23 protein-coding genes are annotated in these 25,832 nt (G+C 69.8%); 13 read left to right on the top strand and 10 right to left on the bottom strand.

What is annotated here, in order from left to right:
- Window positions 1–8: 8 nt before the first annotated feature.
- From QE416_RS15890 to QE416_RS15865, 6 genes are all read right to left on the bottom strand, one after another.
- Window positions 9–785, bottom strand: coding sequence for an ABC transporter permease (locus QE416_RS15890; RefSeq protein WP_307317644.1), 777 nt, complete (start codon window positions 783–785; stop codon window positions 9–11).
- A gap of 73 nt (window positions 786–858) precedes the next feature.
- Window positions 859–1,620, bottom strand: a complete 762-nt coding sequence (locus QE416_RS15885; RefSeq protein ID WP_307317984.1) for an ABC transporter ATP-binding protein — start codon at window positions 1,618–1,620, stop codon at window positions 859–861.
- Window positions 1,621–1,662: 42 nt separating this feature from the next.
- Window positions 1,663–2,637, bottom strand: a complete 975-nt coding sequence (locus tag QE416_RS15880) for an ABC transporter permease (RefSeq protein ID WP_307317642.1) — start codon at window positions 2,635–2,637, stop codon at window positions 1,663–1,665.
- The gene (locus tag QE416_RS15875) at window positions 2,634–3,662 is read right to left on the bottom strand and encodes a TIGR03842 family LLM class F420-dependent oxidoreductase (RefSeq protein ID WP_210074024.1); all 1,029 of its coding nucleotides are present in this window, start codon (window positions 3,660–3,662) and stop codon (window positions 2,634–2,636) included. Before QE416_RS15875 ends, QE416_RS15880 begins: the two co-directional genes overlap by 4 nt.
- Before the next feature lie 11 nt (window positions 3,663–3,673).
- On the bottom strand, window positions 3,674–5,110 hold the full coding sequence (gene hydA, locus QE416_RS15870; protein WP_307317638.1) for a dihydropyrimidinase: 1,437 nt from the start codon (window positions 5,108–5,110) through the stop codon (window positions 3,674–3,676).
- A 1-nt stretch (window position 5,111) separates the two neighbouring features.
- Complete coding sequence (locus tag QE416_RS15865) at window positions 5,112–5,960, bottom strand: nitrilase-related carbon-nitrogen hydrolase (RefSeq protein ID WP_307317635.1); 849 nt, start codon at window positions 5,958–5,960, stop codon at window positions 5,112–5,114.
- Between the two features lie 151 nt (window positions 5,961–6,111).
- On the opposite strand from QE416_RS15865, the gene QE416_RS15860 reads away from it, so the two are divergent.
- From QE416_RS15860 to QE416_RS15850, 3 genes are all read left to right on the top strand, one after another.
- Window positions 6,112–7,512 carry an aminotransferase class I/II-fold pyridoxal phosphate-dependent enzyme gene (locus QE416_RS15860; RefSeq protein ID WP_307317633.1) on the top strand — a complete coding sequence of 467 codons (1,401 nt, stop codon included), beginning with the start codon at window positions 6,112–6,114 and terminating at the stop codon, window positions 7,510–7,512.
- Between the two features lie 86 nt (window positions 7,513–7,598).
- Entirely contained in the window at window positions 7,599–8,435 is an 837-nt protein-coding gene (locus QE416_RS15855) for an aldo/keto reductase (RefSeq protein WP_307317631.1), read from the top strand.
- 19 nt (window positions 8,436–8,454) lie between these two features.
- Window positions 8,455–10,272, top strand: a complete 1,818-nt coding sequence (locus QE416_RS15850) for a thioredoxin domain-containing protein (protein WP_307317630.1) — start codon at window positions 8,455–8,457, stop codon at window positions 10,270–10,272.
- A 75-nt stretch (window positions 10,273–10,347) separates the two neighbouring features.
- Here the strand turns inward: QE416_RS15850 and QE416_RS15845 are convergent, their stop codons facing one another.
- Window positions 10,348–11,109, bottom strand: coding sequence for an AAA family ATPase (locus tag QE416_RS15845; protein ID WP_307317982.1), 762 nt, complete (start codon window positions 11,107–11,109; stop codon window positions 10,348–10,350).
- A gap of 138 nt (window positions 11,110–11,247) precedes the next feature.
- The gene (locus tag QE416_RS15840) at window positions 11,248–12,819 is read right to left on the bottom strand and encodes a dolichyl-phosphate-mannose--protein mannosyltransferase (protein WP_307317628.1); all 1,572 of its coding nucleotides are present in this window, start codon (window positions 12,817–12,819) and stop codon (window positions 11,248–11,250) included.
- Window positions 12,820–12,842: 23 nt separating this feature from the next.
- On the opposite strand from QE416_RS15840, the gene rsmI reads away from it, so the two are divergent.
- The 3 genes from rsmI to QE416_RS15825 are packed head-to-tail and all read left to right on the top strand — an operon-like array spanning window position 12,843 to window position 16,292.
- A complete protein-coding gene (rsmI, locus tag QE416_RS15835) occupies window positions 12,843–13,661 on the top strand; it encodes a 16S rRNA (cytidine(1402)-2'-O)-methyltransferase (protein ID WP_307317627.1) in 819 nt (272 codons plus the stop codon).
- Between the two features lie 49 nt (window positions 13,662–13,710).
- Window positions 13,711–15,303 carry a methionine--tRNA ligase gene (gene metG / locus QE416_RS15830; RefSeq protein ID WP_307317624.1) on the top strand — a complete coding sequence of 531 codons (1,593 nt, stop codon included), beginning with the start codon at window positions 13,711–13,713 and terminating at the stop codon, window positions 15,301–15,303.
- A gap of 5 nt (window positions 15,304–15,308) precedes the next feature.
- Window positions 15,309–16,292: a TatD family hydrolase gene (locus tag QE416_RS15825; RefSeq protein WP_307317621.1), complete on the top strand. Its 984-nt coding sequence runs from the start codon at window positions 15,309–15,311 to the stop codon at window positions 16,290–16,292.
- Window positions 16,293–16,773: 481 nt separating this feature from the next.
- Here QE416_RS15825 and QE416_RS15820 read toward each other — a convergent pair whose 3' ends face one another.
- Entirely contained in the window at window positions 16,774–18,234 is a 1,461-nt protein-coding gene (locus QE416_RS15820) for a sugar porter family MFS transporter (RefSeq protein WP_210074048.1), read from the bottom strand.
- 67 nt (window positions 18,235–18,301) lie between these two features.
- Between QE416_RS15820 and rsmA the strand changes: the two genes are divergently transcribed.
- Both rsmA and QE416_RS15810 read left to right on the top strand, forming a co-directional pair.
- Window positions 18,302–19,141 (top strand): 16S rRNA (adenine(1518)-N(6)/adenine(1519)-N(6))-dimethyltransferase RsmA, encoded by an 840-nt coding sequence (gene rsmA, locus QE416_RS15815; protein ID WP_307317617.1) that lies wholly within the window; start codon window positions 18,302–18,304, stop codon window positions 19,139–19,141.
- 325 nt (window positions 19,142–19,466) lie between these two features.
- Window positions 19,467–20,402 carry a phosphodiesterase gene (locus QE416_RS15810; RefSeq protein WP_307317615.1) on the top strand — a complete coding sequence of 312 codons (936 nt, stop codon included), beginning with the start codon at window positions 19,467–19,469 and terminating at the stop codon, window positions 20,400–20,402.
- Here the strand turns inward: QE416_RS15810 and QE416_RS15805 are convergent.
- Window positions 20,353–21,936 (bottom strand): stealth family protein, encoded by a 1,584-nt coding sequence (locus QE416_RS15805; RefSeq protein WP_307317613.1) that lies wholly within the window; start codon window positions 21,934–21,936, stop codon window positions 20,353–20,355. The genes QE416_RS15810 and QE416_RS15805 overlap by 50 nt on opposite strands.
- 243 nt (window positions 21,937–22,179) lie before the next feature.
- Between QE416_RS15805 and QE416_RS15800 the strand changes: the two genes are divergently transcribed.
- The 5 genes from QE416_RS15800 to QE416_RS15780 all read left to right on the top strand — a co-directional run bounded on the left by QE416_RS15800 (window position 22,180) and on the right by QE416_RS15780 (window position 25,821).
- On the top strand, window positions 22,180–23,112 hold the full coding sequence (locus tag QE416_RS15800; RefSeq protein ID WP_307317610.1) for a 4-(cytidine 5'-diphospho)-2-C-methyl-D-erythritol kinase: 933 nt from the start codon (window positions 22,180–22,182) through the stop codon (window positions 23,110–23,112).
- Window positions 23,113–23,247: 135 nt separating this feature from the next.
- Window positions 23,248–23,550 (top strand): DUF427 domain-containing protein, encoded by a 303-nt coding sequence (locus tag QE416_RS15795; protein WP_267787506.1) that lies wholly within the window; start codon window positions 23,248–23,250, stop codon window positions 23,548–23,550.
- A 14-nt stretch (window positions 23,551–23,564) separates the two neighbouring features.
- Entirely contained in the window at window positions 23,565–24,389 is an 825-nt protein-coding gene (locus QE416_RS15790) for an ABC transporter ATP-binding protein (protein WP_210074061.1), read from the top strand.
- Window positions 24,386–25,066 (top strand): ABC transporter permease, encoded by a 681-nt coding sequence (locus QE416_RS15785; protein WP_210074063.1) that lies wholly within the window; start codon window positions 24,386–24,388, stop codon window positions 25,064–25,066. The genes QE416_RS15790 and QE416_RS15785 overlap by 4 nt, the downstream gene beginning before the upstream one ends.
- Window positions 25,063–25,821 carry an ABC transporter permease gene (locus tag QE416_RS15780; RefSeq protein ID WP_267787505.1) on the top strand — a complete coding sequence of 253 codons (759 nt, stop codon included), beginning with the start codon at window positions 25,063–25,065 and terminating at the stop codon, window positions 25,819–25,821. Before QE416_RS15785 ends, QE416_RS15780 begins: the two co-directional genes overlap by 4 nt.
- The last annotated feature ends 11 nt before the right edge of the window (window positions 25,822–25,832 follow it).

The raw sequence follows: 25,832 nt of genomic DNA, 5'->3' as shown, positions 1-25,832 counted from the left end.
GTGAGTGTCTACGGGCGCAGCGCGCCGAGGCGCCGGGCGACGATCCGTTCGAGCAGGGCGGTGAGCAGGAAGAAGAGCAGCCCGATCGCGATGCCGCCGCCCACGAACGCCCAGGCGAGGGCCGCGCGTCCCGACTTGGCGTACGTGGCGATCGCGGTGCCGATACCGTCGGCGGGCCCGCCGAAGTACTCCGCGACCAGGGCGGAGATGACGGCGAGGGATGCCGCGACCCGCACGCCCGTGAGCAGGTACGGCAGCGCGGTGGGCAGCGTGAGCCGCAGGAACGTCTGTCCGCCGGTGGCGGCGGTGGCCCGGAACAGGTCGCGCTGCACCGGGCGTGTCTGCCGGAGACCCCGGAGGGTGTTGACGAACACCGGGACGAAGGCGGCGATGCCGGCGACCGCTTGGCGGCCGAACTGGCTCGACGCGCCGAACATCGTGTTGAGGATGGGGGTGAGGGCGACGATCGGCACCACCGCCAGCGCGGCGACGAGCGGGGCGGTCATGCCGTCGACAGGACGCCAGGTCGCGGCGAGGGCGGCGAGCAGCACCGCGATGACGGTTCCGGCGAGCAGACCCACGAGAGCATTCGTGCCGGTGATGCCGGCAGCCTCCCACACGAGTGGGGCGCGCCCGACGAACTCCGCCGCGACGGCGAACGGGGCGGGCAGCATGCGCGGCGCGTTGCCGGAGGCGACGAACGCGTACCAGGCGAGGAGGCCGGCGATCCCCACGACGACGGGGGCCGCGAACCGGGCCCAGACCGGGAGCCGGACGGCGTTCATCGGGTACCCCCGAGAGCGACGGATACGTCGGAGCGCTCCGCGGCGACGGATGACACGGCATCCCGCATCCCGCTCATCGCTCGTTCGCCCGCTGGACGGGGGCGCCGTGCAGCGCCTCGCGGACGGCCGTGACGCGGGCGAAGAACTCGGGTGACTCACGGAGGGCCTCATCACGCGGGCGACCGGGGCGCGTGTCGATCACGTCGGTGATGCGGCCCGGGCGAGGGCTCATCACCACGACCCGGTCCGAGAGGAACACCGCCTCGGGGATGGAGTGCGTGACGAACACGACGGCGGCGCCGGTGTCGGCCGCGATGCGGGCGAGCTCGGACTGCAGGCGTTCACGGGTCATCTCGTCGAGCGCACCGAATGGTTCGTCCATCAGCAGCAGGCGGGGCTGTGCGGCGAGGGAGCGGGCGATCGCGACGCGCTGCTGCATGCCGCCGGAGAGCTGGTCGGGGTAGCGGTCGACGAAGTCGGTGAGACCGACGAGCTCCGCGAGTTCGGCTACCCGTGCGTCGCGGCGCGTCTTCGCCCACTTGTGCAGGTCGAGCGGCAGGGCGATGTTCGCCGCGACCGTCAGCCACGGCAGCAGAGCCGCCTGCTGAAAGGCGATGCCGTAATCCTGGTCGAGCCGCGCCTGGTGCGCGGTCTTGCCGTAGAGCGTGAGCTCGCCGACGCTGGGGGAATCGAGATCGGCGATGAGCCGCAGGAGCGTCGATTTGCCGCAGCCCGAGGGGCCGATGAGCGAGACGAACTCGCCGGCGGCGACGTCGAGTTCCACGCCGGTCAGCGCGATGACCTCCCCACCGGCCGTCGCGAAGGTCTTGCCGATGCCCGAGGCCCGGACGGCGAGGTCCGATAGAGGTGGCGGTGGTCATGCGGTGTCCTCCCCGCGACGGAAACGATGAAGGGCGACACCGATGAGGGTCACGCCGAAGGCCGCGACGAGTCCCATCACGACGGTGCCGAAGGTGGGCGCCCAGGGGGCGGCCGGGTCGGACGAGGCCTGACCCGCGAGCTGGATGAGCATGCGCCCGATGCCGCCGCGCAGGCCGATCGAGACCTCCGCCACGACAGCCCCGACCACCGCCGAGGCTGCCGCGAGGCGCAGGGCAGGCAGCAGGTGCGGCACGGCGGAAGGCAGGCGCAGGCGTACGAGCGTCTGCCACCACCCGGCGGAGTTCGCGCGCATGAGGTCGAGGTGCATCGCATCGGGAGCTGACAGGCCCCGCAGCATGCCGATCGCGACGGGGAAGAACGCCAGATACGACGCGATGAGCGCGACCGAGAACCACGGCGGCCACGGGAAGCCGGATCGGTCGACCTGTGTCCCGATGGCGTTGACCACCGGTGCGAAGGCGATGAGCGGCACGATCTGACTGACGACGATCCAGGGGAGGAGCCCCGCCTCGACGAGGCGCCAGCGTTGCATCGCCACCCCCAGCAGCGATCCGACGATCACGCCGATGAGCCAACCGAGCGCCGCGAGACCCAGCGTCATGCCCGCGGCCGCGGCGACCGAGACGATCAGCGGTGGGGTGTCGCCACCGCTGGTGGGCGCGAACATCCGCGTCACCATCTCCCAGACGTGCGGCATGGCGCGGTCGTGCGTGCGGGGGAGCAGAATGACGCCCGACCCGGCCGACCCGTCGCCGCCCGCCGTGACGCCGTCCGCGGGGCCGAGCAGCTTGGACAGCTCCCACACGGCGATGACCGCGGCGACACCGGCCACGCCCCAGCTCACGCGGATCGCGGTGGCGCGCCCCCGGGAGGAGGGGATGCCGCGCGGCATCCGCTCCTCAGAGGCGACCGCCGCCGCGGTCCCGGGTGCCACCGCCTGATCGGTCACCGCTTCGCCGTCACCGGGGGAGTGAGAGCGGGGATGACGGTCTCGCCGTAGACCCGCATCGTCTCCTCCTTGTTGTCGTGCTGCAGGTAGCCCGCGAACTGGGTGACTCCCAGGGCACGCAGCTTCTCGAGCTTGGCGATGTGCTCCTCGGCGGTGCCGAGCACGCAGAAGCGCTCGACGATCTCGTCGGGCACGAAGTCGACGTGGTCGTTGTGACTCTTGCCGTGCGAGTTGTAGTCGTACCCGGTGCGTCCGGCGATGTAGTCGGTGAGGGCTGCCGGCACGTCGGAGTCGCCGCCGTACTTCGACACGATGTCGGCCACGTGATTGCCGACCATCCCGCCGAACCACCGGCACTGCTCGATCATGTGCGCGCGAGCCTCGGGGGTGTCGTCGCCGATGTACATCGGAGCGGCGACGCAGAACGCGATGTCGTCGGGGTTGCGCCCGGCTTCCTCGGCAGCGCGGCGGACGGTGGCGATCATCCATTCGGCGATGTCGAGATCGGCCAGCTGCAGGATGAACCCGTCGGCCACCTCGCCGGTGAGCTTGAGGGCGAGGGGGCCGTAGGCCGCGACCCACACGTCGAGCTTCGACCCGCGACTCCAGGGGAACTGCAACGTCGCGCCGTTGTACTCCACCGCGCGGGAGTTGCCGAGCTCCCGGATGACGTGCACCGACTCGCGCAGCGCCTTCAGGGTCGTGGGCCGCCCGTTCGTCACGCGCACGGCGGAGTCTCCGCGACCGATCCCGCAGATGGTCCGGTTGCCGTACATCTCGTTGAGGGTGGCGAAGGTGGATGCCGTGACCGTCCAGTCGCGGGTGGCGGGGTTCGTCACGAACGGACCGACCGTGATGCGGCGGGTGGCGGCGAGGATCGCCGAGTGCACGACGTAGGGCTCTTCCCACAGCAGGTGCGAGTCGAAGGTCCAGACGTGGCTGAAGCCGTGCGCCTCCGCCAGCTGCGAGAGCTGGACGACGCGGGCGGCGGGAGGGTTCGTCTGCAGGACGACGCCGAAATCCATGGGTTCTCCTCTCAGACCAGGTACTGGCTCAGGCCGCGTTTGACGAAGCGCCCGTCGCCCTTCGCGCCGATGTATGCGCCGTCGTCGACGACGACCTTGCCGCGCGAGATGACGGTGTCGACGTGCCCGTCGATCTCGTAGCCCTCCCACGCGGAGTGGTCCATGTTCATGTGGTGGGTCTTGCCCACGCCGATCGAGGTATGGCCGGCCGGGTCGTAGACGACGATGTCGGCGTCGGCATCGGGGGCGATGACGCCCTTCCTGCCGTACATGCCGAACATGCGCGCCGGCGTCGTGCTGGTCAGCTCGACCCAGCGCTCGAGCGTGATCTGCCCGGTCACGACGCCCTGATACATGAGGTCCAAGCGGTGTTCGACCGAGCCGATGCCGTTGGGGATCGCGCGGAAGTCGCCCTGGCCGAGCGTCTTCTGGTCCTTCATGCAGAAGGGGCAGTGGTCGGTGGAGACCATCTGGATGTCGTTGGTGCGCAGCGCCTGCCACATGTGGTGCTGGTGGCCCTCGTGCTTCGAGCGCAGCGGCGTCGAGCACACCCACTTCGCGCCCTCGAAGTCGCCCCACTCCTCGCTCGAGGCGCCGAGCTGGTCCTCGAGAGAGAGGTAGAGGTACTGCGGGCACGTCTCGCCGAACACGTTCTGTCCGTTGTCGCGGGCCCAGGCGAGCTGCTCGACGGCCTGCTTGGCGCTGACGTGTACGACGTACAGGGGGGCGCCGGTGAGGTTCGACAGCATGATCGCGCGGTGCGTGGCCTCTTCCTCCATCTGCCAGGCACGCGCGACGCCGTGGAAGTACGGCGAGGTCTTGTTCTTCTCGATCAGCTGCTCGGCGAGCACATCGATGACGGGGCCGTTCTCGGCGTGCATCATCGTCAGCAGGCCGGTGTCGGCGGCGACCTGCATCGCGCGCAGGATCTGCGCGTCGTCGGCGTAGAACACGCCCGGGTACGCCATGAACATCTTGAAGCTCGAGATGCCCTCGTCGATCAACCCGGGCAGGGCGGCGAGGGAGTCGGCATCCACCCCTCCCACGATCTGGTGGAAGCCGTAGTCGATCGCGCAGTTGCCCGCGGCGAGTTCGTGCCAGTGGGCGAGGCCGTCTTGGACGCGCTCGCCGGTGCGCTGGATGGCGAAGTCGACGATCGTCGTCGTTCCACCCCATGCCGCGGCGCGGGTGCCGGTCTCGAAGGTGTCCGACGCACTGGTGCCGCCGAAGGGCAGCTGCATGTGCGTGTGCGCATCGATGCCGCCCGGAATCACGTACTTGCCCGTCGCATCGATGACGGTGTCGACGGATGCCGCGGGGTCGTGGCCCAGCAGGGTCGAGCCCGGCGCGAGCACGGCGGCGATCGTCTCGCCGTCGATCAGCACGTCGGCGGCGCTGCGACCGGTCGCCGACACGACGGTGCCGCCCGTGACCAGGGTGGTCGCCATCTCAGGCCTCCACGATCTCGCCGTAGGTGTCGGGGCGGCGGTCGCGGTAGAACTGCCAGTCGTCGCGCATCTGCTGCACGAGGTCCATGTCGAGGTCGCGGATGAGCACCTCCTCGTGCTCGGAGGAGCCGACCGCTCCGACGTGGTTGCCGCGCGGGTCGATGACCTGGCTCGTGCCGTAGAAGGTGACGGCTTCGTCGCCGTACTCGTTGTCCTCGCGGCCGACGCGGTTGGGCTGGAGGACGAAGTAGCCGTTCGCCACGGCCGCACACGGACCCTCGACCTCCCAGAGGCGGTTCGACAGGCCGGGCTTGGTGGCGTTGGGGTTGAACACCATGTGCGCCCCGTTCAGGCCGAGCTCGCGCCAGCCCTCGGGGAAGTGGCGGTCGTAGCAGATGTACATGCCGACCTTGCCGACCGCGGTGTCGAAAACGGGATAACCGAGGTTGCCCGGACGGAAGTAGAACTTCTCCCAGAACTTCTCGAGGTGCGGGATGTGGTTCTTGCGGTAGCTGCCGAGCACCGTCCCATCCGCGTCGACGAGCACCGAGGTGTTGTAGTAGACGCCGGTCTGGGCCTCTTCGTAGATCGGCAGCACGCTGACGAGTCCGAGCTCTTTCGCGAGTGCCGCGAATCGCTGCACGAGGGGACCGTCGATCGGCTCGGCGTAGCGGTAATACTTCTGATCCTGCGTGATGCCGAAGTAGGGGCCGTAGAAGAGCTCCTGGAAGCACACGACCTCGGCACCCGCCGCCGCCGCATCGCGAGCGAACTGCTCGTGCTTGTCGAGCATCGATTCCTTGTCGCCGGTCCACGTGGTCTGCGTGATGGCTGCGCGCACGGTCGTCATGCGATTCTCCCGATCTCACGGCCGGTGCCGTGTTCTGTTACTGTCGCGGCTGAACATTTCCCGACGATTTCCGTGCGTGACAACACGGTGAAGAGAAGGGGCTTCGCGCGATCTGCCGGCGCCGCGGGGAACGACGAGGGCGAGGGACGACATGCTGGAAGCCGAAGCACTGACCGAACGCTCCTCGGCGGGTCTCGCGTCGGAGATCGCGCGCCTCGTCACCGATGGGACGCTGGTGCCCGGCGAGCGCCTGCCGACGGTGCGCGCCGTCGCCGCCGAGCTGAGAGTGTCGACCGGAACCGTGGCCGCGGCGTGGCGCGCGCTCGCCGACGCGGGGGTCATCGTTTCGCGGGGTCGCGCCGGTTCTTTCGTGCGCTCCGAGCGGCGGGAGTGGCTGAGCCCGCGCGTACGGGGCCTGGCCCTCGATGCCCCCGGTGTTCCCGCGCCACCCCGAGGGCTCGGAGGTCGCGTCGCCGCCTCCGCGCGCCTCGACCTCTCGCGCGGAACGCCCGACCCGGCGCTCCTGCCGTCGATCGCGAGGGCGCTGTCGCTCGCGCGACCGCGCGCCGACACGGGCCGGTACCACGACCTTCCCGTGCTGCCCGAGTTGTACGACGTCCTGATGGAGCAGTGGCCGGTGAGCGGCGTCGAGGCCCTCACGGTGGTCGACGGCGCTTTCGACGGCATTTCGCGCACGGTGGATCAGGTGGTCCGTTTCGGCGATCGCGTCGCCGTGGAGTCCCCGGGGTTCCCGTACATCTTCGATCTCGTCGACGCGGCGGGCGGCATCCCTCTTCCGCTCGAGAGCGATGCCGACGGCATCCTCCCCTCCTCTCTGGCGAGGGCTCTGGCGCGACAGCCCTCGACGCTCGTGCTGCAGCCGAGGGCACAGAATCCCACGGGGGTGTCGATGTCGTCCGAGCGAGCCCGCCGGCTCGCCAACGTGCTGCTGACCGTACCCGGGGGTCGTCGGGTCACCGTGATCGAAGACGACCACTCGGCGCTCATCGCCACGGCGCCCGCCGTCACGCTCGCGCGCTGGATCCCCGCTCAGGTGGTCCACGTGCGCGGCTTCTCGAAATCCCACGGTCCCGACCTGCGGATCGCGGCCCTCGGCGGTCCCGCCGACATCGTCGAACGCATCGTCCGCCGCCGCATGCTCGGGCCGGGGTGGACCTCGCGTCTGCTCCAGAGCGTGCTGCGGGAACTCCTCACCGATTCGAGCTCGATCGCCGCCGTCAGCACCGCTCGTCTCATCTATCGCGACCGGCTCGATCGCCTCGCCGACGCCCTGCGGCGATGCGGAGTCGACGTGGGCGCACCCGACGGCATCAACCTGTGGGTTCCCGTGCTCGACGAGCGCGCGGCGGTCGTGCATCTCGCGGCCGAGGGGATCGCGGTGTCGGCGGGAGCGCCCTTCGTCGTCGAGGCGTCGCCCGAGTCGGGGGCGGTCGGCGGGCGCGTGCGCGTCACCGGGGGATCGGTGTCGGAGAACGTCCGTCTCGTCGCCGAGGCCCTCGCCCGCGCGGCGATCGCCCCGCCGCTGTCGTGATGCGCGCGACGCGCGCGCTTCGTCCCCGCCCTGCGCACCCCGTCAACCCCGAAGCCGCTTCGAATCGATTCTCCTAGGCTCGATGCATGACCGTTCCTTCAGTTCAGCTCAACGACGGAAACTCCATCCCCCAGCTCGGCTATGGCGTGTTCCTCGTGCCCGCCGACGACGCCGAGCGTGCCGTGTCCGAGGCCCTCGAGGTCGGCTACCGACACATCGACACCGCTGCCATCTACAAGAACGAAGAGGGCGTCGGTCGAGCGATCGCCGCCAGCGGTATCCCGCGCGACGAGCTCTTCGTCACCACCAAGCTCTGGAACGACCGCCACGACGGCGACGACGCGCACGCCGCGATCGACGAGAGCCTCCAGAAGCTTCAGCTCGACGCCGTGGACCTGTACCTCATCCACTGGCCCACCCCGAAGAACGACAACTACGTCAACGCGTGGCAGAAGCTCATCGAGATCCGCGAGGCCGGCAAGACCCGCTCGATCGGCGTCTCGAACTTCCTCGTGCCGCACCTCGAGCGCATCGTCGCCGAGACCGGCGTCACCCCCGTGGTGAACCAGATCGAGCTGCACCCCGCCCTCAGCCAGCGCGAGATCGCCGCGTGGGGCCACGAGCACGACATGCACATCGAGTCGTGGGGTCCGCTCGGCCAGGGCAAGTACGACCTGTTCGAGATCCCCGCGGTGAAGGAAGCCGCCGAGGCCCACGGCAAGAGCCCGGCCCAGGCGGTGCTGCGCTGGCACATCCAGCACGGCTTCATCGTGTTCCCGAAGTCGGTGCGCCGCGAGCGCCTCGAAGAGAACTTCGCGCTGTTCGACTTCGAGCTCTCCGCCGACGAGATGGCCGCGATCGACGCGGTCGACCCGGGTGACGGTTCGGGCCGCGTCGGCACGCACCCTGACGACCTCAACTGACGTCGCCGCGACCGCGCGCATGAACCGCCTCGCGAACGCCTCGAGCCCCTACCTGCGGGCCCACGCCGACAATCCCGTCGAGTGGTTCCCCTGGGGGGCCGAGGCGTTCGCGCTCGCGGCCAAGAGAGACGTCCCCGTGATGATCTCGATCGGCTACAGCACCTGCCACTGGTGCCACGTCATGGCGCGAGAATCGTTTCAGGATGCCGAGACCGCCGGCATCCTGAATGAGGGCTTCGTCTCGATCAAGGTCGATCGCGAGGAGCATCCCGACGTCGATGCCGCCTACCTCGACGCCGCGTCCGCCTTCACGCCGCACCTGGGCTGGCCGCTGACGGTGTTCGCGAGCCCCGAGGGGCGCGTCTTCTACGCCGGCACGTACTTTCCGCCCTCGCCCCGCCCGCCTCAGCCCTCATTCCGCCAGGTGCTCGCCGCGGTCCGAGAGGCGTGGACCGAGCGACGGAGCGAGGTGGATGCCACGGGCTCCTCGCTCCGAGATGCCCTGGCCGCCGCAGCCACCGCCCCGGCCGACGCCCCGCCATCCCTCGACCAGCTCGCGGCCGCCGCCCGCGCGATCGCCGCGCGTGAGGACCGCGAGTACTTCGGCTTCGCCGCGGGCCCCGCCTTCGAGACCCCGAAGTTCCCGAACACCCCGGTGCTCCGCTTCCTGCAGCACCCCGCCCTCGCCTCGGACGCTCCGGATGCCGCGGACGTGGCATCCCGAGCCCTGTCCGCCATGGCCGGCTCCGACCTGCACGACACGGTCGAGGGCGGATTCTTCCGGTACGCCACGCGCCGCGACTGGAGCGTGCCGCACTACGAGCGCATGCTCACCGACAACGCCGCGCTCGTCGAGGTCGCGCTCGCCGCGGGCGACGACGCCACGGCGACCGATGCCGCCCGCTTCCTCGTCGACGTCCTGCAACTGCCCTCCGGCGGGATCGCCGCCGCCCAGGACTCGGAATCGATCATCGACGGCGTCCGCAACGAGGGCGGGTACTACCGTGTCGCGGACCGTTCGGCACTGCAGCCCCCCGCTCTCGACGCCAAAATCGTCACCGGCTGGAACGGGCACGCGATCGCCGCCCTCGCCGCCGCCGGAACCCGAACCGACCCCCGCTTCCTCGAGGCGGCGCGCTGGGCCGCCGACGCGGTGCTCGAAAGCAACGTCGCCGACGACGGGACGCTGCGCCGCGCCTCGCTCGACGAGGTCCGCTCCGCCGCCCCCGCGACGCTCGAGGACTACGGCGGACTCGCGCGGGGCCTCCTCGCCCTCGCCCGTGCGACCGGCGAGGTCGCCTATGCCGCGCGGGCGCGGGCGCTCGTGGACCTGTGCGTCGGCGACGACGGCATCCGTCCTCCGGGTGGTGGTGACCCCGTGCTCGTGGGGCAGGGCATGCAGTCGCACGCCGTGCCCACCGACGGCGCCTCGCCCTCGGGCCCGTCGGTGTTCGCCGCTGCCGCCCTCGACCTGTGGCGCCTCGGGGCGGGGGAGCGCTACCGGACCGCCGCGGAGACCCTGGTCCGGGCCGCGGCCGACGCCGCGTTGTCGTCACCCCTCGCGCACGGCGCGATCCTCGAGGTCGCCCTCGGCCTGGCCTCGGCCCCGCGCCAGGTGGTCGTGGTGGGCGAGACGGATGCCGAGATCGCCGACGCCGCCCGCCGGATCGCCGCCGACGTGGTGGCGGTGGTGTCGCCCGCACAGGCTGTCGCTTTCGCCGAGGCGGGGTTCGAGCTGTTCGAGGGCAAGGTCGCCCAGGGCGGCGAGGCGACGGCGTACGACTGTCGTGCCTTCACGTGCGCGCTGCCGACGACGGATGCGGGGCAGTTGGTCTGACTGAGGCGGGGGGGGCGTGGCTGCCTTCTCACCGGTTGGTCGCAGAACACTTCGTGCACCGTTGCGGCGGGGGCCTCAATCCAGCAGGTGCCGCAGATATCTCCCGGGCGACTCGAGGAACCCGCGCTGCAGCCGCACCAGCTCCAGGTCTTCCCACGCGCTCTCGCGAATGCCCCAGTCGCCGAGCTCCAGGATCGTCGCCCCCGGAAGTGCCACCAGCACGGGGGAGTGAGTCGCGCAGATCACCTGCGTCCCGCGCGAGCGCATACGGTCGAGCGACGCCAGCCAGCGCAGCGTCGACGAGAACGACAGCGCCGCCTCGGGCTCGTCGAGGCACGCCAGCCCCGCGACATGGTGCGGGTGATCGAGCGTCTCGTCGAGCAACGCATTGAACGATTCGCCGTGGCTCAGGGTGTGCAGGCTGGGAGCGTCGCCGCCGATGTCGTCGCGCCACGAGTAGTAGCTGTGCATCGTCTCTGCTCGCAGGAAGAAACCCCACCGCGGCGCCCTCGGGCTGCGTTCGATCCGCAGCCACTCGCCGAGCGGACTCTCGGTTCGCCGCGTCTCACCGCCGCCGTTGGTCGAGCCGCCCTCGGCAGGCAGCCCCGCGGCCTCGGCGATGCCCTCGATGAGCGTCGACTTGCCCGACCCGTTCTCTCCCACCAGGAAGGTGACGCCGGGCGCGAACTCCCAGCCGTCGCCCCTGGCCACTTCGAGGAACTGCGAGACGGCGGGTACGGTCGCCGGCCACGCCGACGGCTCGACCGGCGCATCGCGGAACAACTTCACCCGCTGCACGGGCCGCGGGTCGTGCAGCCACTCGTCTCCGTCGACCATGCTCACCCCCGGTCTTTCACGAATTCGGACCCGTACAGCACATTCGGCTGCCGAGCCCGTCACCGGATCGATTCTGTGGCATCCATCCCTGTACTCCCACCCCGCCCGCACGCCACCTCGCGCCCACCCGCCCCGCGCTCAGATCCAGGTGGGCAGCCAGTTGTGCAGGCGCCAGAACTCGTACGGCACCGGAAGCCCCGCCCACACGGGATACCAGAACGCCGAGATCACGAGACACAGCCCGAGGAAAGCCAGGACGAGCACCTGCCCGCTCGCCCGTGACGCGCCCTTCACCCCGCGGGCGATGTCGCGCAGCGCGAAGGTGAGCGCGAGCACGAGGAAGGGCAGCATCGCCACCGTGTAGAACTGGAAGATCGTCCGCTCGGGGTAGAGCAGCCACGGCACATAGGTGGCGGCGAGTCCGGTCAGCACGAGAGCGAAGCGCCAGTCGCGGACCATGACGAAGCGCACGAGCAGATAGAGGGACGCCGCGACGCCGGCCCACCAGATGATCGGGTTCGCGATGCTCGAGATCGCCTCGGTGCAGCCCGTCGGCAGCGTGCAGCCGTTGACGCCCGCCTGGTCCTGGTGCCAGTACATCGAGGTGGGGCGGATGAGCAGCGGCCACTGCCAGGCGGGACTCGCGTAGCTGTGCGGGGTGACGAGGCCCACGTGGAACGCGTACATCTCCTGGTGGTAGGCCCAGAGCTGTCGAAGCGGCTCCGGGACCCACCCCCAGATGCCGGTCGCGGCGACCGGGGTGCCGCGCATCCAGCCGCCGTTCGAGAACAGCCACCCCGACCAGCTCGCGAGGTACACGACCACCGCGACCGGCACGAGCAGGACGAACGATGCGAGGCCCTGGCGCACGGCATACATAGGCCATTGATCGATTCCGGCGCGGCGACGGGCGAGGGCGTCGGTGATCACCGCGTACAAGCCGACGGCGGCGAGCACGTACAGTCCCGACCACTTCACGGCGGTGGCCGCCCCGGCGGCGGCTCCCGCGGCGAAGAGCCAGGGACGGGCCCACAGGACGGGCCCCCACGTGTGCCGTTCTCCCGGCAGGGCCGCGATGGCGGTGCGCAAGCGGTCGGTGCTGCCCCGGTGGTCGAGGGCGACGAACCAGAAGACGAGCACGATGAAGAACGTCAGGAAGACGTCGAGCAGCGCGATGCGGCTCAGCACGATCCCGAGGCCGTCGATCGCGATGAGACCGGATGCCACGGTCGCGAAGGGGATCGACCGGGTGATCGTGCGCGCCAGCAGGTACACCAGCAGCACCGTCGCGGTACCGAAGACGGCGGCGGAGATGCGCCAACCCGTCGCCGAGTCGGGACCGAGCAGCGCCATGCCCGCGCCGATGAGGATGCGTCCGAGGGGAGGGTGCACGACGTAGCTGCCGATGCCCGTGAAGACGTCGGTGTCCCCCGCCGCGAAGCTGGCGTCGGCGCCGTCGGGCCAGGTCGAGGGGTAGCCGAGCACCCACTGGCTCCACGAATCCTTCACGTAGTACGTCTCGTCGAAGACGAGCTGGTGCGGATTGCCGATGTCGACCAGACGCAGCACGGCCGCGAGGACGGTGACCAGCGCGGGTGCGAGCCAGCGCCACAAGCGGAACCCGCGGGGGCCGTCGAGGAGGGCGTCGCGCCACCGATCGATGCGCGTCTGCTCGATCGACGGGAGCAGCGGAGGGACGGCGGTGGTCACGGCCCCCAGCCTAAGGTGGAACGGTGATCATCCTGGCGGCGACCCCCATCGGCAACCTGGGCGACGCCTCGAAGCGTCTGATCGAGGCGCTCGAGAACGCCACCGTCGTCGCGGCAGAAGACACCCGCACCACGCAGCGTCTGCTCGCGGGACTCGGGGTCGAGAACCGGCCGCGCCTGATCGCCCTGCACGATCACAACGAGAAGGAGAGGGCCGCCGAACTGGTCGAGCTCGCCCGCGAAGACGATCTGCTGGTGTTGAGCGACGCCGGCATGCCCACGGTGAGCGACCCCGGCTTCGGCCTCGTCGCGGCAGCCGCCGCCGCGGGTGTCACGGTCACCGCGATTCCCGGTCCGAGCGCGGTCGTCACGGCCCTGGCCGTCGCGGGCCTTCCCACCGACCGCTTCGCCTTCGAGGGCTTTCCGCGCCGCAAGCCGGGGGATCGCCGCAAGGCCTTCGCGCAGCTCGCGTCGGAGGAGCGGACCCTCGTCTTCTTCGAGTCGCCGTCGCGACTGGCATCCACTCTCGAAGACCTCGCGACCGAGTTCGGCGCCGATCGTCCCGCCGCCGTCTGCCGCGAGCTCACCAAGCTCTACGAAGAGGTCAAGCGCGGAACCCTTGCCGAGCTCGCCGCGTGGGCGGCCGAGGGCGTCCGCGGTGAGATCGCGATCGTCGTCGGCGGCGCCACCGCTCGCGAGGTGGCGTTCCCGGATGCCGTGACCCAGGTGCTCGAGATCGTGCGCGGCGGCGCGCGGCTCAAAGAGGCCGCCGCCGAGGTGGCCTCGCAGACCGGCCACTCCTCGCGCGAGCTGTACCAGGCGGCGCTGGCCGTCAAACGCTGACACCCGTCACACGGTCGGCCGTGTCGGTGCCTCCCCGTAGAATCTCCAGGTGACTTCCGGCCGATCTTTCTACATCACGACGCCGATCTACTACCCCAGCGATCTGCCCCACATCGGGCACGGGTACACGACGGTGGCCGTCGATACGCTCGCGCGCTGGCACCGCCAGGCGGGTGACGACACGTGGATGCTCACCGGCACCGACGAGCACGGCCAGAAGATGCTGCGGGCGGCCGCCGCGAACGGCGTGACGCCGCAGGAGTGGGTCGACAAGCTCGTCACCGAGTCGTGGTTCCCGCTGCTCGAGACCCTCGACGTCGCCAACGACGACTTCATCCGCACCACGCAGCCGCGCCACGAAGAGCGCGTGCAGCAGTTCGTAAAGGCGTTGTTCGACCGGGGCTACATCTACGCGGGCGAGTACGAGGCGCTGTACTGCGTCGGTTGCGAGGAGTTCAAGCCCGAGGCCGAGATCGTCGACGGCACGGGACCCTTCGAAGGGCTCAAGGTCTGCGCGATCCACTCGAAGCCCCTCGAGCTGCTGCAAGAGAAGAACTACTTCTTCAAGCTCAGTGAGTTCCAGGACCGCCTGCTCGAGCTCTACAAGACCGAGCCCGACTTCGTGCGACCCGAATCGGCGCGCAACGAGGTCGTCTCGTTCGTGCGCAGCGGTCTGAAAGACCTCTCGATCTCGCGTTCGGCCTTCGACTGGGGCATCACCGTTCCGTGGGACCCCTCGCACGTCATCTACGTGTGGGTCGACGCTCTGCTCAACTACGCCACCGCCGTGGGCTACGGCACCGACCCCGAGACCGGCGAGGTCACCGCGGAGTTCGCGCGCCGCTGGCCCGCGTACCACGTGGTCGGCAAAGACATCCTGCGTTTCCACGCCGTCATCTGGCCCGCCATGCTCATGGCTGCGGGCCTCGACGTGCCCCGGGGCGTCTTCGCACACGGGTGGCTGCTCGTCGGCGGCGAGAAGATGTCGAAGTCCAAGCTCACCGGCATCGCGCCGACCGAGATCACCGACGTCTTCGGCTCCGATGCGTACCGGTTCTACTTCCTCTCGGCGATCGCTTTCGGTCAGGACGGCTCCTTCTCGTGGGAAGACCTCTCGGCCCGTTATCAGGCCGAGCTCGCCAACGGCTTCGGCAACCTGGCGTCCCGCACCATCGCGATGATCTCGAAGTACTTCGACGGCGTGGTACCCGAGCCCGGCGCCTACACCGACAGCGACCTGACGATCCAGAAGATCGTGGCGGATGCCGCGGCCAACGCCGACGCCGCCGTGGAGCGTTTCCGCATCGACGAGGCGATCGCCGCCATCTGGACGATCGTCGACGCGCTGAACGGCTACATCACCGAGAACGAGCCGTGGGCTCTGGCGAAGGACGAGGCCACGCGCGAGCGTCTGGGCACCGTGCTGTACACCGCGGCCGAGGGCCTGCGCGCGCTCGCCGTGCTGTTGTCGCCGGTCATGCCGGCGTCGACCGAGAAGCTGTGGTTCGCGTTGGGCGCGTCCGAGGGCCTCGGCGACCTGCACGATCAGCGTCTGCGCGAAGCGGGGGCATGGGGCGTGCTGCGCCCCGGCTCCTCGGTGAACGCGCTCTCGCCGCTGTTCCCCCGCGTCGAGCAGGCGTGACGGCGATGTCGGGTGCAGCGGCGGTCCCTGAGCCCGGCGAGGCGACCGCCGCCGCACCGGCCCCCGGCTCCGCCCCCGTCGAACGCCCACGCGGCACCATCGACGGCGGTGATCCGAGTCAGTACGTGCGCGAGCGCTCGGTCGACGGCCGTCGCGACGTGAGCTATCCGCCGGCGCCCGAGCCGCTCGGCATCCCGGTCTACGACAATCACACGCACCTCGAGATCGAGGACGGCGACACCGGTTTGTCGCTCGACGAGCAGCTCGAGCGCGCGCTCGCCGTCGGCGTCCACGGCGTCGTGCAGGCCGGCGGTGACGTGGACTCCTCGCGTTGGTCGGCGTGGGCGGCGCGTTCGCACCCTCGGGTGCTGGCCGCCGTCGCCATCCACCCCAACGAGGCTCCGGTCTACGAGCGGGCAGGCGAGCTGGATGCCGCGATCGCCGTCATCGACGAACTCGCCGCCGAACCCCGCGTCCGGGCGATCGGCGAGACGGGCCTGGACTTCTTCCGGACCGAAGCCGACGGCATCCCGGCCCAGATGCGCTCCTTCGAGGCGCATATCGCGCTGGCGAAGAAGCACGGCATCGCGATGCAGATTCACGACCGTGACGCGCACGAGGCCGTGCTCGAGACCCTCGAGAGGGTCGGTGCCCCCGACAAGACGGTGTTCCACTGCTTCTCGGGCGACGCCGACATGGCGCGCATCGCGGCAGACCGCGGGTACTACCTGTCGTTCGCGGGCAACGTGACATTCAAGAACGCGCAGAACCTGCGCGACGCTCTCGCGGTGACTCCGCTCGACCGGATCCTCGTCGAGACCGACGCGCCGTTCCTCACCCCGGTGCCCTACCGCGGCCGCCCGAACGCGCCGTACCTGATCCCGGTGACGCTGCGCTTCCTCGCGGCGGAGCTGGCGATGGACACTGACGAGCTCGGTGCCCGTGTCGCGGCGAACACGCTGCGCGTCTACGGCGCCTTCGAGGACTGACCGGCGCGCACGAGCCGGGTGCCGCGCAGCCTCAGTGATTCGCGCAAACCCAGCCCTTTGGCCCCGGATGCCGGTGAGTTTGTGTGGATCCTGGGGTCATGTCGCGTGGGTGGGGCGGGCGTCGCGCAGTCTCAGTGTTTCGCGCAACTTCAGCTGCTTGGCCCTGGATGCCGCTGACTCTGTGCGGATTGCTGGGGTGATGTCGCGCGGGTGGGCCGGGCGTCGCGCAGTCTCAGTGTTTCGCGCAACTTCAGCTGCTTGGCCCTGGATGCCGCTGACTCTGTGCGGATTGCTGAGGTGATGTCGCGCGGGTGCGCCCGGCGTCGCGCAGCCTCAGTGACTCGCGCAACCTCAGCCCCTTCGCCCCGGATGCCGCGCACCCTGTGCGGATCGCTGAGGGTGCGCGGGCGACACGCCGACGCGCGGAAGGCCGGCGCCCCTCGGGGCACCGGCCTTCTGGCATCCGGACGCGGGCTTCGCGTCAGGCCTTGGCCTTCGCCTTCGGCTTGCGGACGAACAGGGTCTCGGTCTGCTCGAGCTCCATGCCCTTGGTCTCGGGGATGCGCAGGGCGACGTAGACGAACGACAGGGCCGCGAACAGGGCGTACATGCCGTAGGTGAGGGGCAGCGACCAGCCCGACATGGCCGGGAACGACACCGTGATGGCGAAGTTCGCGATCCACTGGGCTCCGGCGGCGACGCCGAGGGCCTTGCCTCGGATGCGGCTCGGGAAGATCTCGCCGAGCAGCACCCAGACCAGCGGGCCCCACGACGCCCCGAAGCCGACGACGAAGACGTTCGCGGCGACCAAAGCGACTCCACCCCACGGGGCGGGCAACGACACGTCCGTACCCGAACCGGTGGCGAAGGCGAACGAGAGCGCCATCGCACCGAGCGAAACGGTCATGAGGATCGAGCCGGTCAAGAGAATCGGCTTCCGGCCCACCCGGTCGACGAGGAAGATCGCGACGAAGGTCACGACGACGTTCGTGACCGAGGTGATCACCGAGATCAGCAGAGAGTTGCTTTCGTCGAAGCCGACAGCCTTCCAGAGGGTCGTGGAGTAGTAGAAGATCACGTTGATGCCGACGAACTGCTGGAACATCGACAGCAGAATGCCGGTCCACACGATCCCCTGCAGTCCCAGCACCGGCCCGCGCAGCGAGACGTTCTTGTTCTTGCGGTCGGCCTCGATGGCGTTCGAGAGCTCGTTCATCGTCTTGTCGAGGTCGGCCGGCGGCACCAGCCGCGCGAAGATCGCCTTCGCCTCGTCGCGCTTGCCCTTCGAGAGCAGGTAGCGGGGCGATTCGGGAACCGTGAAGGACAGGACTCCGTATACCGCTGCCGGGACCACACCGACGAGGAACATCCAGCGCCAGGCCTCCATGCCCAGCCACAGCTGATTGGCCGCGCCGCCGGCGGTGTTGGCCAGCAGCGCGTCCGAGAGCAGGGCGCCGAAGATACCGAGCGTGATCGCCAGCTGCTGCAGGGAGGCCAGGGAGCCACGGATCTGACGCGGGGCGACCTCCGCGATGTAGGCGGGGGCGACCACCGAGGCGATGCCGATTCCCAGTCCGCTCATCACGCGCCACAGGATGAGGTCGGGCACGCTGAAGGTGAGGGCGGCGCCGATCGACGAGACGAAGAACAGCACGGCGCCGAGGAGCATGACCTTGAGGCGCCCCCAGCGGTCCGACAGGGCGCCGGCAACGATCGCGCCGACGGCGCATCCGAGCAGGGCGACGGCGACGACGAAACCGGTGAGCACCTGCGAGAGCTCGAAGTTGCCCTGGACGGCATCGACAGCGCCGTTGATGACCGAGGAGTCGAAACCGAAGAGGAAACCGCCCACCGCTGCCGCGAGCGAGAGCCCGATGGCTCGTCGCCCGTAGGGGCTCCTGAGGGTGAAAGCGTTCGAGGGGATGGACTGCGTTTGACTCACCTGATCACGCTACTCCTGCCCATCGGGAGCGTCGGGCACTGGCGGGATCGCTGACTACAGTGGAACAATGCCCGTTTCCCTCCTCGGTGCCTCCGAGATCCGTCGGCTCGCCGCCGAGCTCGATGTGACCCCCACCAAGAAGCTCGGGCAGAACTTCGTCGTCGACGCCAACACGGTGCGCAAGATCGTGCAGGCGGCTCGGGTCACGGCATCCGATCGTATCGTCGAGATCGGTCCCGGTCTCGGATCCCTCACCCTGGCGATCCTCGAGACGGGTGCCTCGGTCGTTGCCGTCGAGATCGATCACCGGCTCGCGGAGCGGCTTCCCTCCACCGCGGCAGCCCACGACGTGCCCGCCGGCCGCCTGACGGTCATCGACGCCGACGCTCTGCGCGTCGATGAGCTGCCGGGAGAACCCGGCGTCCTGGTCGCGAACCTGCCGTACAACGTCTCGGTGCCCGTGCTGCTGCACTTCCTCGAGACCTTCCCCTACCTGCAGCGCGGCGTCGTCATGGTGCAGGCCGAGGTGGGGGAGCGCCTCGCCGCCCCTCCCGGGTCGAAGATCTACGGCGCCCCGAGCGTCAAGGCGGCCTGGTACGGCTCATGGCGACTGGCCGGCACGGTGTCGAGTCAGGTGTTCTGGCCCGTGCCGAACGTCGACAGCGTGCTCGTCGGCTTCGACCGGGATGCCGAAGCCCGCGGCACCGAGGAGCACCGACTCCGCACTTTCCAGATCGTGGATGCCGCTTTCCAGCAGCGCCGCAAGATGCTCCGCCAGGCGCTGTCGGGCGTGCTGGGCGGCACGGCCGCGGAGGCGTCAGCTCATCTCGAAGCGGCCGGCGTGGATCCCACGCTGCGCGGCGAGCAGCTGACGGTTGAGGACTACGCGCGCATCGCCGCGGTCTGATCGCCGCGCTCTGACCCGAGGTCGGGGCGCCTCGACGTGACCCGCGTTCGAGGTGACCCCTGTCCGCCGAGAGGACCCGCGTTTCGCGCTCGTCTCGGGTCATCTCGCGCATCGTGGGTCATGTCGCTCGACCGGGCGGGATGCGGCGCGGCGTCCACCCCACACGACGTCCCGTGCCACCGCGCAGTGCGGCCACGTTGTGAACTGTCGGGTGAATTCTCGCCGTGTTCATCACGCGTTCCAGAAACATGTCTGTAACATTTCGAGCCAACCGGGAGCATCACGCCGGTGACGAGGTCGTACCCGACGGCCCGAGAGGATCGAGATGCGCTACGCCGAGTACCCCCGAGCCGAACGTGTGCTGCTCCACCTGAGCGACACCCACCTTCGCGCCGGCGGTGCACCGCTCTACGACGACGTCGACTCCGAGGCGTACCTCGCCCGTGCGGTCGAGGCGATCGGTGCGTCGGGCATCCGCCCCGACGCCCTCGTCTTCACCGGCGACCTCGCCGACTACGGCGAGGCTGACGCCTACGACCGTGTCCGCGCGTTGGTCGAGCCGCTCGCCGAGCGCTTGCAGACGCGCGTGGTGTGGGTCATGGGCAACCACGACGACCGGGCGGCCTTCCGCTCGCGGCTGCTGCCCGGTGACGAGGGCGACCGCGACGCTCCGGTCGACCGCGTCGACGAGTTCGACGGCTTGCGCATCGTGACGCTCGACACCTCGGTGCCCGGTGCCCATCACGGCGAGGTCACGGCGGCTCAGCGCGAGTGGCTCGCCGAGGTGCTGGCCACCCCCGCGCCCCTCGGCACGATCCTCGCGATGCACCACCCGCCCGTCCCGAGCGTGCTCGACCTCGCGGCCTCCGTTGAACTGCGCGATCAGCGCAGTCTCGCCGCGATCCTTCGAGGATCCGACGTCCGCGCCATCCTCGCGGGACACCTGCACTACTCGACGTTCGCTACGTTCGCCGGCATCCCGGTGTCCGTCGCCTCGGCCACCTGCTACACGCAGGACCTCATGGTGCCCGTGGGCGGCACGCGCCCTCAGGACGCGGCGCAGGGCTTCAACATCGTGCACGTGTACGACGAGACGGTCGTTCACTCCGTCGTTCCGCTCGCGACGAGCGCGGCCTTGCAGTATGTCGACGCGGACGAGTCGCAGCGGCGGCTGCACGACGCCGGCATCGTGGTCCCGGCCTCGCGCGAACTCAGCGGGCGGGTGTCGCCGCCGACGACGCCGCTGCCGATCCTTCGCTGACCGAGGTCTTCTCCCACGGCGCGGCGACCGGGAAGTAGCGCTCGAGGCAGGCGCGCAGCGCCGGGACGCGCACCTCCTCGGGGATCTCGGGCACGCTGCCGTCGTTGAGGCAGAACATGTCGGTGTCTCGGCGCGACACGAGGCGCTCCATGGTGCGGAGGGAGTCCAACTGCGTGGTCTGCACGTAGCGGGTGCGCGGCTCGGTCGTGATGACCGCGCGACCGGTCGCCAGGGCGTAGTGGTGGTACAGGCTGTTGGTGACCGAGATGTCGGTCGCCGAACGGAACCGGCTCGCGGCCGTGCGTGCATAGTCCTCGGCGAACTCCCGCTCGAGTTCGAAGGCGACCGAACGGCGCAGGGGCGTCGCGCAGTGCTCGAGGTCGAGTGTGATGACGCGGCCGAAGCGCTCTTTGAGCAGCGCCCGGTTCACGCGCAGGCCGTTGTCGTGGCCGGAGCGGTCGACGTGCGCCGGACCGCTGCCGATGCGCACACCGCTCTCGACGAAACGGCTCACTCCGCCACCGCTGAAGAACAGTTCGGGGGTGACGGGGCGCCCGAAGAACATGTCGTCGTTGCTGTAGAGGAAGTGCTCGGCCAGACCGGGGATGCGGTGCAGCTGCGCCTCGACCGCGTGCGAGTTGTGCGTGGGCAGGACCGAGGGATCGGCGAAGAACTCCTCGCTGCGCACGATCGTCACTTTCGGGTGATCGGCGAGCCATTCCGGGGTGGGGGAGTCGGTGGTGGCGATGAAGATGCGGCGCACCCACGGCGCGTACATGTGCACGCTGCGCAGCGCGTAACGCAGTTCGTCGACCTGCCGGTAGCGGGCGGCGTTGTCGTCGCCGTCGCCGACGACGTAGCCCTTCATCCGGGCGGCGCGCTGACGTTGGAACTCGCTCGAGGACCCGTCGACCCACGAGAAGACCATGTCGACGTCGGCGGTGAACTCGTTCGGGTGGGGGTCGAACATGCCCGAGACCGTCATCCAGCGGCGGCCGTAGCGCTCGACCTCGACCAGATCGAGGTCGGCGGCGGCGAACTTGCGGCGGGTGAGGGCGCTCGGGCGGGGTGCCTCGATGGTCTTCTCGCCGAAACGCCAAAGTTCCATCCGCGGAGCCAACGCCGAGCCGTAGCGGTAAGAGCCCTCGGTCGAGGTGCGCGGGCGGAAGACCGCGTAGGCCTGCACCGACCCGGGAGCGGGCTCGACGCTGTGTGCGGGCACCGGGTCTTCGCCACGGGCCTTGAGGTACATCGGGCCGAGGTCGGGATCGCGCAGCGCGGCGAGGGCCTTCGCCGCGTCGGCGGTGTCGACCACGAGCTTGGGACGACGGTTGGCGTCGCGCACCAGCAGCACCCTCACCCCCGCAGCTTCGATCGCGGACGCTGCGGTGAGCAGGTCGTCGCGTTCGGCCATCGCGGGCGTCGAGGAGTCGTCGACGACGTGCAGGATGCCGTCGTGCATGCGGATATCGGACCGGGACAGCAGGGCGCGCCAGGGGTCGGTGTCGATCGACAGGGGGACCATCGGGCGCATTCTGTCCTCCTCGGGGGTAGGTGCAAGGGATCCGGTCACCGTATGGTTCCGGGGTTACGAAGACGTTTCGGCCTCGGCGCCGAACGACGGGGGAGCGGAGCACTACTGTCGAAGAGTGACTCAGATCGCTCGCTCCGGCCCGGACCTTCCCGTACCGCCTTGCGAGCGTTGGCGGGAAGTGGGCCGACGTTCCAGTTTCGCACACCCCGACAGCCCCCGGCGCGCGGGACGGCGGCAGGGACGATGAGCGTCCACGCCCCGGCATCCGTCCGCGTTCGCGCGCCCGGGAAGATCAACGTCTTCCTCGAGGTGGGCGACGTCCAGGACGACGGTTACCACGAGCTCGCGACGGCCTTCCAAGCGGTGTCCCTCTACGAAGAGATGGTCGCGACGCCCGCTGACGACATCACGATCGAGGTGTCCGCGCGCGGTCCGGTCGATATCGATGGTGTTCCCACCGACGACCGCAACCTCGCCGTTCGCGCGGCGCGCCTTCTCGCGCAGACCGCGGGAATCGACCGAGGCGCCCATCTCTCGGTCCGCAAGGCCGTTCCCGTCGCCGGCGGCATGGGTGGGGGATCGGCCGATGCGGCTGCCGCCCTCGTCGCCTGCGATGCGCTCTGGGGGCTCGGGATGCCGACGGGCGAGCTCGCCCGCCTGGCTGCCCGCCTCGGCGCGGACGTCCCCTTCGCCCTGCTCGGCGGGACCGCCATCGGCACCGGTCGCGGCGACCAGCTGAGTCCGGCTCTCGCGCGTGGGCGCTTCGACTGGGTGCTCGTTCCGAACGAGACCGGCATGTCGACCCCCGTCGTCTACGGCGAGCTCGATGCGCACCGCAGACGTCACGCCGTCGACATCGGTCCGGCTCCGCGCGTGCCCGTGGTCGACCGTGACGTGCTCCACGCCCTTCGTCAGGGCGACGCCGGCATGCTCGCCGCGAGCCTGCGCAACGACCTCCAGGCGCCGGCCCTCCACCTCCGCCCCGATCTCGCCCGCGTGCTCGAGCGCGGCGAGAGCTCGGGTGCCCTGGCGGGGATCGTTTCGGGCTCCGGGCCGACGCTCGCGTTCCTCGCCGCCGACGAATCATCCGCCATCGACCTGCAGGTCACCCTCAGCGCCGCCGGTCTGGTCGCCCTGCACGTGCACGGGCCCGTTCCCGGCGCGCGTGTGGTCTGAGGGCGCCGCACCCTAGCCCAGGTCGTCACACGGGGCAATCTGCGCTTTGCGTGCCGACCGTCTGGTTAGCCTCATGCGAGGTGGTCCGTCACCGGTGGGCGCTGTGCCCGCGGGACGCCACGGAGGGGGTAAACCATGAAGGCAGTGCTCGACGGCGTCGTGATCGCCGAAGCCGACCGCAACGACCTGGCCTCGATCGAGGGCAACTGGTACTTCCCGCCGCAGTCCGTCCGCGAGGGCGCTCTGCATGAGAGCCCCACCCCGTACACCTGCCCGTGGAAGGGCGCTGCACAGTACTGGAACGTCGCGCTCGACGGTGTCGAACTGGCCGACGGTGCCTGGTCGTACCCCGACCTGTACCCGGGCGCTGTGGAGCGCGTGGGCAAGGACTTCGCCGGCTACGTCGCCTTCGACCGGAAGGTCGTGGTCTCCGACTGAGGTCGGGTGAGCACATGATCGAGTTCTCGGCCGTCTCCAAGGTCTTCCCCGACGGCACGCGCGCCGTCGACGACTTCCATCTCGTCATCCCCTCGCGAAAGACGACCGTCTTCGTGGGGTCGTCCGGCTGTGGCAAGACGACATTGCTGCGCATGATCAACCGCATGGTCGAGCCCTCCTCGGGCACGATCGAGATCGACGGAGCAGACATCGGCGGCAGCCCCGCCGTGCAGTTGCGCCGCAGCATCGGCTACGTGATGCAGAACTCCGGCCTCTTGCCGCACTTCACCGTGGCCGACAACATCGCCACCGTGCCGGTGCTGCAGGGGCAGAACCGTAAAGCCGCTCGCGCCCGGGCGCTCGAGCTCATGAAGACGGTGGGCCTCGACGCGGCGATGGCCGACCGTTACCCCAGCCAGCTCTCCGGCGGGCAGCAGCAGCGCGTCGGCGTCGCTCGCGGCCTCGCCGCCGACCCCAACATCCTGCTGATGGACGAACCCTTCGGTGCCGTCGATCCGATCGTCCGCGATGAACTGCAGCAGGAACTCCTTCGTCTGCAGAGCGAGATCGGCAAGACGATCGTCTTCGTCACCCACGACATCGACGAGGCCTTCCTGCTCGGCGACCAGGTCGTGATCCTCGAGAAGGGCGCGAAGATCGCGCAGGTGGGAACTCCCAGCGAGATCGTCGAGAACCCCGCCAGCGACTTCGTCGCGAGCTTCATCGGCGCGGTCAAGGGCAAGCGCGCGCTCCATCTGAAGCAGACGCCGAGCGGCACGGTCGTCGTGGATGCCGAGGGACGCACGCAGGGTGCGCTCGTGGAGGATTCCCGCCCGTGAACTGGGTCGGCAACAACCTCGAGCTGATCGGGGAGCTCACGCTGGTGCACCTGCGCCAGAGCATCATCGCGTTGATCGCTGGCTTCGTGCTGAGCGTCCCGCTCGGCTGGGTCGCGTGGCGGTATCGCCTCGTGCGCAGCGGTGTCATCACCATCACCGGCTTGCTCTACACGATCCCCTCTCTCGCCCTGCTGATCCTCGTGCCCGTCGTCACCGGTTGGTACAGCATCGTCAGCGAGACGAACCTCATCGTCGCTCTCGCCATCTACGCGGTCGCGATCCTCGTACGCGCGGTCGCGGACGGTCTCGATTCGGTGGATGCCGGAGTCCGCCAGGCCTCGACGGCCATCGGCTACGGCTCCTTCCGTCGCTTCTGGGCGGTGGAGTTCCCGCTCGCCGGCCCCGTCGTGCTCGCGGGCCTGCGCGTCGCCTCGGCCAGCACGATCGCGCTGGCCACGGTCGGCATCCTCGTCGGCATCCAGAACATCGGCTACCTGTTCACGAACGGGCTGCAAAGGCGCATCATCCCCGAGGTCTTCGCGGGCGTGATCGCCGTCGTGGTGCTCGCTCTGATCATCGACCTGCTGCTCGTGGTCGCGGGCCGCCTGCTCATGCCGTGGACGCGTGGGACGAAGACCGTCTCGCGTCAGGCCAACCGAACGCTGGTGAAGGCATGAACCTCCTCGGCGACGCGATCGCCTGGATCTTCTCCGGGGATTCCGGCCAGTTCGACTCGATCCCCGCCGCCATCGGCGTCCAGTTGCTGTACACGCTGGTCGCCGTGGTGATCGCGGGAGCGATCGCCATCCCGCTGGGCTGGTACATCGGCCACACCGGCAAGGGGCGCGAGAGTGCCGTGGCGATCTCGGGTGCGGCACGGGCGATCCCCTCCTTCGGCTTGCTGATCCTCCTGACACTGCTCCTCGGCGTCCTCCACAAGCCCGAGGCCGCGGTCATCTCGTTCATCGTGCTGGCGATCCCGTCGCTGCTCGCCGGGGCGTACACGGGCTTCGAGGCCATCGACCGCCGCGTGATCGACGCGGGACGCTCGATGGGCATGACCGAGTCGCAGATCCTCTGGCGCATCGAGGTTCCCCTCGGTCTTCCGCTGCTGGTCGGCGGCATCCGTGCGGCGACCCTGCAGGTGTTGGCGACCGTCACGATCGCCGCGTACATCGGCCTCGGCGGGCTCGGGCAGTACATCATCGCCGCGATCCCGCTCCGCCGGTTCGACATCCTCATCGGCGGGGCGATCCTCGTGGCCGTCCTCGCGCTCGTCATCGACGGGCTCTTCGCCCTGCTTCAGCACCTGGTCGTACCCCGTGGCATCCGTGCCGCAGGTTCCGCTCAGCCGCAGCGGCGCTCCGTTCGTCAGCGTCGCGCCGAAGCCCTCGCCGTGGGGGCACCGACCGCACCTCCGGCGACCCCCTGACCCACACTCGA

It is taken from the genome of Microbacterium sp. SORGH_AS_0421, assembly GCF_030818635.1.
Lineage (GTDB): Bacteria > Actinomycetota > Actinomycetes > Actinomycetales > Microbacteriaceae > Microbacterium.
This window is presented reverse-complemented; position numbering and strand designations above follow the sequence as displayed.

What these genes read in the sequence shown, in the direction of transcription:
- QE416_RS15810 (WP_307317615.1), top strand. Translation starts at nt 19,467, where the DNA reads ATGCGCTACGCCGAGTACCCCCGAGCCGAACGTGTGCTGCTCCACCTG.
- QE416_RS15790 (WP_210074061.1), top strand. Translation starts at nt 23,565, where the DNA reads ATGATCGAGTTCTCGGCCGTCTCCAAGGTCTTCCCCGACGGCACGCGC.
- QE416_RS15805 (WP_307317613.1), bottom strand. Translation starts at nt 21,936, where the DNA reads ATGCGCCCGATGGTCCCCCTGTCGATCGACACCGACCCCTGGCGCGCC.
- rsmA (WP_307317617.1), top strand. Translation starts at nt 18,302, where the DNA reads ATGCCCGTTTCCCTCCTCGGTGCCTCCGAGATCCGTCGGCTCGCCGCC.
- QE416_RS15855 (WP_307317631.1), top strand. Translation starts at nt 7,599, where the DNA reads ATGACCGTTCCTTCAGTTCAGCTCAACGACGGAAACTCCATCCCCCAG.
- QE416_RS15780 (WP_267787505.1), top strand. Translation starts at nt 25,063, where the DNA reads ATGAACCTCCTCGGCGACGCGATCGCCTGGATCTTCTCCGGGGATTCC.
- QE416_RS15865 (WP_307317635.1), bottom strand. Translation starts at nt 5,960, where the DNA reads ATGACGACCGTGCGCGCAGCCATCACGCAGACCACGTGGACCGGCGAC.
- QE416_RS15795 (WP_267787506.1), top strand. Translation starts at nt 23,248, where the DNA reads ATGAAGGCAGTGCTCGACGGCGTCGTGATCGCCGAAGCCGACCGCAAC.
- QE416_RS15860 (WP_307317633.1), top strand. Translation starts at nt 6,112, where the DNA reads ATGCTGGAAGCCGAAGCACTGACCGAACGCTCCTCGGCGGGTCTCGCG.
- QE416_RS15845 (WP_307317982.1), bottom strand. Translation starts at nt 11,109, where the DNA reads ATGGTCGACGGAGACGAGTGGCTGCACGACCCGCGGCCCGTGCAGCGG.
- QE416_RS15825 (WP_307317621.1), top strand. Translation starts at nt 15,309, where the DNA reads ATGTCGGGTGCAGCGGCGGTCCCTGAGCCCGGCGAGGCGACCGCCGCC.
- QE416_RS15800 (WP_307317610.1), top strand. Translation starts at nt 22,180, where the DNA reads ATGAGCGTCCACGCCCCGGCATCCGTCCGCGTTCGCGCGCCCGGGAAG.
- QE416_RS15890 (WP_307317644.1), bottom strand. Translation starts at nt 785, where the DNA reads ATGAACGCCGTCCGGCTCCCGGTCTGGGCCCGGTTCGCGGCCCCCGTC.
- QE416_RS15850 (WP_307317630.1), top strand. Translation starts at nt 8,455, where the DNA reads ATGAACCGCCTCGCGAACGCCTCGAGCCCCTACCTGCGGGCCCACGCC.
- hydA (WP_307317638.1), bottom strand. Translation starts at nt 5,110, where the DNA reads ATGGCGACCACCCTGGTCACGGGCGGCACCGTCGTGTCGGCGACCGGT.
- QE416_RS15875 (WP_210074024.1), bottom strand. Translation starts at nt 3,662, where the DNA reads ATGGATTTCGGCGTCGTCCTGCAGACGAACCCTCCCGCCGCCCGCGTC.